This is a genomic window from Kitasatospora sp. NPDC056076 (assembly GCF_042266305.1).
Classification (GTDB): Bacteria; Actinomycetota; Actinomycetes; order Streptomycetales; family Streptomycetaceae; genus Kitasatospora.
Map to the genome: position 1 here is coordinate 1 of NZ_JBHJWG010000102.1, position 5,966 is coordinate 5,966.

Consider the following 5,966-nt stretch of genomic DNA (forward strand, 5'->3'; position numbering starts at 1 on the left):
GGCCCGGAGTTCCGGGCCCGCCCCTCACGCGTCCGTCCGATGTCAGTCGTCCGGGTCCTCGTCGTCGTAGACCTCGCTCACGTCGAACCGGCAGATCAGCAACTGCGGGTCCGCGTGCTCGAAGGGCTCCGGCAGCCACTCCCCCGGCTCGGTCGGCTCGGCCGCCGCGACCCAGAGCGTCGAGTCCGCCTCCTCCAGGCCGAACTCCTCGCTGCGGGCGGCGATCTCGTCCGGCTCGTACTCGCCGAACAGCACGCCGATCGCGGAGTTCACGCCGCCGGCACCACCCGGGGTCAACGACTCGTCGAGCCGCTCGGCCTGCGCGCGCAGCCGCTTGGGGTCGACCACGTGGTAGTCGCGGCGGATCAGCACGCTGATCGCCTCGGGCTGCTCCGGGCCGTGGTAGCCGCCCGGTCCCTCGTCGCCGGGGATCTCGAAGGGGGTGACCTCGTCGTAGACCTCGTACAGGAGTTGGTCGTAGGCGATGGCCGCCGTCGCGAGCTGCTCGTAGGCAGCGGTGACGGCGGGATCATCAGCTGCGTTGGGGCTTGACACCGCTTCCAGATGACGGTCGATGGCGGCCTTGACCGCCTCAGCGGCGGCGCGTACCTCGGCAATGGTGGGCTGCGCGGCATCAGACATGGTGCAGACGCTATCTCCCCGCGGCGCCGGTACGCACAGCGGTTGTCACCTACACCCGCGATTTCACCGCAACTTCCCCCCTGATGTCCGATTCCGTGCGTTCTGTCCCCCACCGGGACCGGCGCGGGGCGGGCGCAGAGGGCGCGCAGGCGGTCCGGCGGGGCCGTCCGGGTACCGCTTCGCGCGCCGGTATCGGGGTATCCCCTCCACAGCAGCAACAGAACTGATGCACTGTCAGACGGGCCTCCGGACCGGGCGCCGTCGAACCGCCGCACCGGGGCGGGAGGACGGCCGGAAATACCCCGGCCGACTGTCCGGGGCAGGCCGTAGGCTTGCGTGCAGGTGATCCTCAGGAGGAGCGTTTTGACCCCACCGAAGCCGGTCCGGCAGCCGGAGTACGAGTACCAGTCGCTGCGCATGCCGCGCGGTACCACCCGCAACGCGGCGCGCCAACTGCTCACCGAGCACGCCGAGTACGGGCACTGGGAGCTCGACCGACTGCGACTGTTCCCCGACGGCAGCCGGACGGTCCGACTCAAGCGACGGATCATCCGGCAGATCCGGAGCTGGTGACGGTCGGGGCACCTCACCCCGAGTCGCCGCACACCGAACCAGTGCGCGCCGAACCAGTGCGCGCCGAGACTTCACGCACCCGCGGCCGCCCGTTCGAACCGGGCGGCCGCGGGTGCGTCCGTTCATCTGTTCAGCTGTTCACCCTGCCCGTCGACAGCAACCGCGAGCGGGCCCGGTGGACTCAGCGGGCGCCGGCGCGGGCCCGGCGGTAGAGCACGCCGCCGCCGATCAGCAGCGCGAGCCCGGCGGCGCCGAGCATCTCGACGTCACCGGCGCCGGTGTGGGCGAGCTCGCTGTTCGCGGCGACGCTCTGGGCGGCCGGGACGCTGGTGCGGGCGGCGGCCGGGACGGCCTGGGTGCCGCCGTTGCTCGACGGCTGGGCGACCGGGGTGCTCGGGGTGACACCGGTCGACGGGCCGCCGTTGCGCGGGCCGCCCGTGCCGGTGTCGCCACCGGTCGACGGCGGCGGGGTGTGGCCCTCGGGGCAGTCGTCGGTCGGCTTCGGGGCCGGGTTCGGGGCGGGGTGGGCCACGTTGCCGCACTCGTTGCCGAAGGCCGGGTTGCCGACGCCCACCACGTTCACGGAGTTGCCGCAGGCGTTGACCGGGACGTGCACCGGGGCCTGGACGCTGTTGCCGGAGATCACCCCGGCCGAGTTCGCCGCGGCACCGCTCGCGGAGGCACCGGAGGCGGAGGAGCCGCGGGAGGCGCCCGCACCGGAACCGGCGACGCCCCCGGGGTGGCCGCCCTGGCCGCCCTGGCCGGGCCGCGGGGCGGCGTGGCGGCCGCCGCCGGAGGCATTGGCACAGTGGTTGCCGTACGCCGGGTTCAGGGCGCCGATCACGTCGACCGTGTTGCCACAGGCGTTGATCGGTACCTCGACCGGCACCTGCACCGAGTTCCCCGAGGCGACACCCGGTGATCCTGTGGCACCCCCCTGCGCCTCGGCGCCCGCGTAGGCGTAGCCGGCGGTCGAGGCCAGCACGCTGCCGGTGGCCACGGCAGTGAGGATCCCCTTCTTGGCGACATTCCTCATGATTTCCCCTGACGTTTCGAGACGGCGTGGCGACCTTGGCATGAACTCGTATGAAAGTCGGAATTTCCGTATATCCGGAAATCGCGCAAGGCCTTTGACTGCACAGGAGTCAACGAGAGGCCAACGGGGAGGTTGAGCCGAACGAAGCAGCTTCACCCGATCGAGCGATCTGGGCGTTCGAACCTTGTCGAGTCCGGTTCGCCAAGGCCCCCGGTATGCAAAAGCCCCGGCACGCAAAGGCCCCCGGCGCGGCGCGTCCGCCGCCCGGGGGCCGTACCGAGCCCGGCTCAACGGGCCTCAGCGGCCCGGAGGTCGGCTCAGAAGTTGGCGCAGTGGTTGCCGAACGCCGGGTTCAGCACGCCGATCACGCTGACGGTGTTGCCGCACAGGTTCACCGGCACGTGGACCGGGACCTGGACCTGGTTGCCCGAGACGACACCCGGGGAACCCGCGGCCACACCCTCGGCACCGGCACCGCCGTGAGCGGACGCGACACCGGCGGCGGCGAGCACCAGGCCACCGGTGGCGGCGGCGACAGCGGCGATCTTCTTGATCTTCATCATTCCTCCTGTACGGACAACGCAACCCGTTCGGCGGGCTGCAAAGGAATGAACGACGCTGCGGCAAACGGGGTACGGAACAGATTTCCCATTCACCCGCAACGGTGATCCTTCGCACAGACGACCGGCGCGGAACGGCAAGCAGAATCGTTTCTGTTGATCGCTTTCCACCCGTCCCACAATCATGCGCTCCGACAATGCGGTCGGCCCGCCCCCGGCAGTCCGGGAGCGGGCCGACCCAGTCGCCTGATCAGCAGACGCCGATCGATCGGTCGATCGATCAGCAGGCGTCGATGAAGCGGTCCAGCACCCGGACGCCGAACTTCAACCCGTCCACCGGCACCCGCTCGTCCACGCCGTGGAACATCCCGGCGAAGTCCAGCTCCGGCGGCAGCTGCAACGGCGCGAAGCCGAAGCAGCGGATGCCGAGGTCCTGGAAGGACTTGGCGTCCGTCCCGCCCGACAGGCAGTACGGCACCGCCCGGGCGATCGGGTCCTCCGCCCGCAGCGCGGTCTGCATGGCCTCGACCAGCGCGCCGTCGAAGTCGGTCTCGATCGCCCGGTCCGAGTGCAGGCTCTCGCGCTTCACCCGCGGGCCCAGCACGCTGTCCAGCTCGGCGAGGAACTCCTCCTCGTAGCCGGGCAGGAAGCGCCCGTCCACGTGGGCGGTGGCCTGACCGGGGATCACGTTCACCTTGTAGCCGGCGCCGAGCATGGTCGGCTGGGCGGTGTTGCGGAACGTGGTGCCGATCATCTTGGCGATGCCGCCGAGCACGCGGACCACCTCGTCCATGTCCTCCGGGTCCAGCCGGTACCCGAGGACGTCCGACAGCTCGTCCAGGAAGGCCCGCACGCTCGGGGTGATCCGCAGCGGGAACTTGTGGCGGCCGAGCCGGGCGACGGCCTCGCACAGCTCGGTGATCGCGTTGTCGTCGTTCGACATCGAGCCGTGCCCGGCCCGGCCCTCGACCGTCAGGCGCATCCAGTGCATGCCCTTCTCGGCCGTCTCCACCAGGTAGAACCGGGCCTGGTCGTTGACGGTGAAGGAGAAGCCGCCGACCTCGCCGATGCCCTCGGTCACGCCCTCGAACAACTCCGGGTGCTTGTCCACCAGGAAGCGGGCGCCGTACGTGCCGCCCGCCTCCTCGTCCGCGAGGAAGGCGAGCACCAGGTCGCGCGGGGGCTTGCGGCCGGTGCGCAGCCGGTCACGGACGACGGCGAGGGTCATCGCGTCCATGTCCTTCATGTCGACCGCGCCACGCCCCCAGACGCAGCCGTCGGCGATCTCGCCGCCGAAGGGGTCGTACGTCCAGTCCGCGGCATTGGCCGGCACCACGTCGGTGTGGCCGTGGATCAGCAGGCCGGGACGGGACCGGTCCTCGCCCTCGATCCGGACCACCGTCGAGGCCCGCCCCTTGGCCGACTCGAAGATCTGCGGCTCGATCCCGAACTCCGCGAGCTGCTCGGCCACGTACTCGGCCGCCTTGCGCTCGCCCGGGCCGGAGCCGTCACCGTAGTTGCTGGTGTCGATCCGGATCAGATCGCGACAGATCTCGGCGACCTCCGACTCAGCCGTCACCTTCGGCGCCGCCGACTCGCTCCGCTCGCTCACGGTCACTCCTCGTCTTTGGCCCGCACCGACGCACCAGCGCGCCACCCCCAGGACCTGCACCCGGGCCGTACGAGCACGTCCGCCCATCCTCCCCCAGCCCACGATCGCGATCCACCCCCCGCACGCCCCCGAAACCCGCTGGTCACACCCCCGCCACAGACCACCCCTCGCCCCCGCCACCAGCCCCGCCACCAGCACGTCCGCCCGTTCCGGAGCCGTTTTGGGAGCTCAAGCCGATCTTTGCTACAGTTACATCTGTCAGCGCGACGGACGAGAGATCGGAAGCCGCGAGGGCGACACCTAGTCCGGGTGGCGGAATGGCAGACGCGCTAGCTTGAGGTGCTAGTGCCCTTTATCGGGCGTGGGGGTTCAAGTCCCCCCTCGGACACCGACGAGAGAACCCCAGTTGATCTGGGGTTCTCTTTGTTTTCCGGGACTTTGCCGGCGGCCGGAGCGCCGCCTGGTGGCGGCACGCACAGCGGTGGGACCGACGGACGATCGGTCAGGGGGGTGCGCGGGAAGGCGGATCGGGGCCGGCGGCCCGTCGGGTTCCGCCGCGGCCAGACCGCCGTGACCCGGCCGCCGCAGCCAGACCGTCGTGGCCCGGCCGTCGTCCTCAGATCCGGCGGGAGTCGCCGATGGCGCTCTCGATGCCCTGGACCATCCGCCAGAGCGGCGCGTGGCGGCTGGCGACCAGCACGACCACGTCGTCGCCCGGGCCCTCGCCCTCCTGGGCCGCGTCGGCGGGGCGGTCGCTCCAGGTGGAGGTGACGAAGGCCATCGCCGCGTCCACCTCGGCCACCCAGTCGCTCTCGCCGCCCGAGCGCAGCCAGGTGCGCAGGGCGTGGTTGTGCGCGGCGACCACGGCGGCGGCGATCACGTCGGCGCGCAGCGGGCCGTCCGGGCGGGCGGCGAAGCGGCCGCGCAGGTAGGCGGCGAGGGTGTGCTCGTAGCGCCAGACCACCGACAGCTCGTACGCGCGCAGGCCGGGGACCTTGCGGGTGAGGCGGTAGCGCTGGACGGAGAAGGAGGGCTGCTCCGCGTACATCCGCAGGACCAGGCGGGCCGCCTCGCAGGCGTGCCGGACCGGGTCCTCCTCACCGCTGCCGGACTCCAGGAACTCCGTCATCTCGGCCAGGCTGCGCTCGTGGTCGGGGAAGACCACGTCCTCCTTGGCCGGGAAGTAGCGGAAGAAGGAGCGCCGGCCGACACCGGCGAGCGAGACGATGTCGTCGACCGTCGTCTGCTCGAAGCCGCGCTCCAGGAAGAGTTCGAAGGCCGCGGCCACCAGCGCCTCGCGCATGGCCGGCTTCGAGGGCCCGTCGTTCATGGGCAGGTCCTGCTCTTCCTTCTCGCTCATTCTCCGGAACTTAGCATCGGCGCGACGGGGCGGCCCCGACGGCCGGTCGGCTGGACCGGCCGGCCGTCGGGGCCCGTCGGGCCGTCGTTACGGCAGGTTGCGGGCCATCACGATCCGCTGGACCTGGTTGGTGCCCTCGTAGATCTGGGTGATCTTCGCGTCCCGCATCATCCGCTCCACCGG

The 5,966-nt window shown here is 71.3% G+C and carries 7 protein-coding genes and 1 tRNA gene; 2 read left to right on the forward strand and 6 right to left on the reverse strand.

Annotated elements, in window-relative coordinates; genetic code table 11:
* Positions 1-42: 42 nt before the first annotated feature.
* On the reverse strand, positions 43-642 hold the full coding sequence (locus ACFC1T_RS37945) for a hypothetical protein (RefSeq protein ID WP_375897262.1): 600 nt from the start codon (positions 640-642) through the stop codon (positions 43-45).
* A gap of 363 nt (positions 643-1,005) precedes the next feature.
* Between ACFC1T_RS37945 and ACFC1T_RS37950 the strand changes: the two genes are divergently transcribed.
* Positions 1,006-1,215 carry a DUF5703 family protein gene (locus ACFC1T_RS37950; protein WP_350517275.1) on the forward strand — a complete coding sequence of 70 codons (210 nt, stop codon included), beginning with the start codon at positions 1,006-1,008 and terminating at the stop codon, positions 1,213-1,215.
* A 181-nt stretch (positions 1,216-1,396) separates the two neighbouring features.
* Here ACFC1T_RS37950 and ACFC1T_RS37955 read toward each other — a convergent pair whose 3' ends face one another.
* The 3 genes from ACFC1T_RS37955 to ACFC1T_RS37965 all read right to left on the reverse strand — a co-directional run bounded on the left by ACFC1T_RS37955 (position 1,397) and on the right by ACFC1T_RS37965 (position 4,423).
* Positions 1,397-2,251 carry a chaplin gene (locus ACFC1T_RS37955; RefSeq protein WP_375897265.1) on the reverse strand — a complete coding sequence of 285 codons (855 nt, stop codon included), beginning with the start codon at positions 2,249-2,251 and terminating at the stop codon, positions 1,397-1,399.
* Between the two features lie 317 nt (positions 2,252-2,568).
* Complete coding sequence (locus ACFC1T_RS37960; RefSeq protein WP_375897268.1) at positions 2,569-2,811, reverse strand: chaplin; 243 nt, start codon at positions 2,809-2,811, stop codon at positions 2,569-2,571.
* 280 nt (positions 2,812-3,091) lie between these two features.
* Positions 3,092-4,423: a M20/M25/M40 family metallo-hydrolase gene (locus ACFC1T_RS37965; protein ID WP_360246117.1), complete on the reverse strand. Its 1,332-nt coding sequence runs from the start codon at positions 4,421-4,423 to the stop codon at positions 3,092-3,094.
* A gap of 303 nt (positions 4,424-4,726) precedes the next feature.
* On the opposite strand from ACFC1T_RS37965, the gene ACFC1T_RS37970 reads away from it, so the two are divergent.
* Positions 4,727-4,811 (forward strand) — tRNA-Leu (locus tag ACFC1T_RS37970).
* A 228-nt stretch (positions 4,812-5,039) separates the two neighbouring features.
* Here ACFC1T_RS37970 and ACFC1T_RS37975 read toward each other — a convergent pair.
* The gene (locus ACFC1T_RS37975) at positions 5,040-5,783 is read right to left on the reverse strand and encodes a TetR family transcriptional regulator (protein WP_375897271.1); all 744 of its coding nucleotides are present in this window, start codon (positions 5,781-5,783) and stop codon (positions 5,040-5,042) included.
* Between the two features lie 87 nt (positions 5,784-5,870).
* The coding region (locus tag ACFC1T_RS37980; RefSeq protein ID WP_157849844.1) for an acyl-CoA dehydrogenase family protein at positions 5,871-5,966 on the reverse strand (96 nt) is incomplete at its 5' end.

Bases quoted from the DNA above. Each gene is read 5' to 3' on its own strand.
- ACFC1T_RS37960 (WP_375897268.1), bottom strand. From the start codon at position 2,811: ATGAAGATCAAGAAGATCGCCGCTGTCGCCGCCGCCACCGGTGGCCTG.
- ACFC1T_RS37975 (WP_375897271.1), bottom strand. From the start codon at position 5,783: ATGAGCGAGAAGGAAGAGCAGGACCTGCCCATGAACGACGGGCCCTCG.
- ACFC1T_RS37945 (WP_375897262.1), bottom strand. From the start codon at position 642: ATGTCTGATGCCGCGCAGCCCACCATTGCCGAGGTACGCGCCGCCGCT.
- ACFC1T_RS37955 (WP_375897265.1), bottom strand. From the start codon at position 2,251: ATGAGGAATGTCGCCAAGAAGGGGATCCTCACTGCCGTGGCCACCGGC.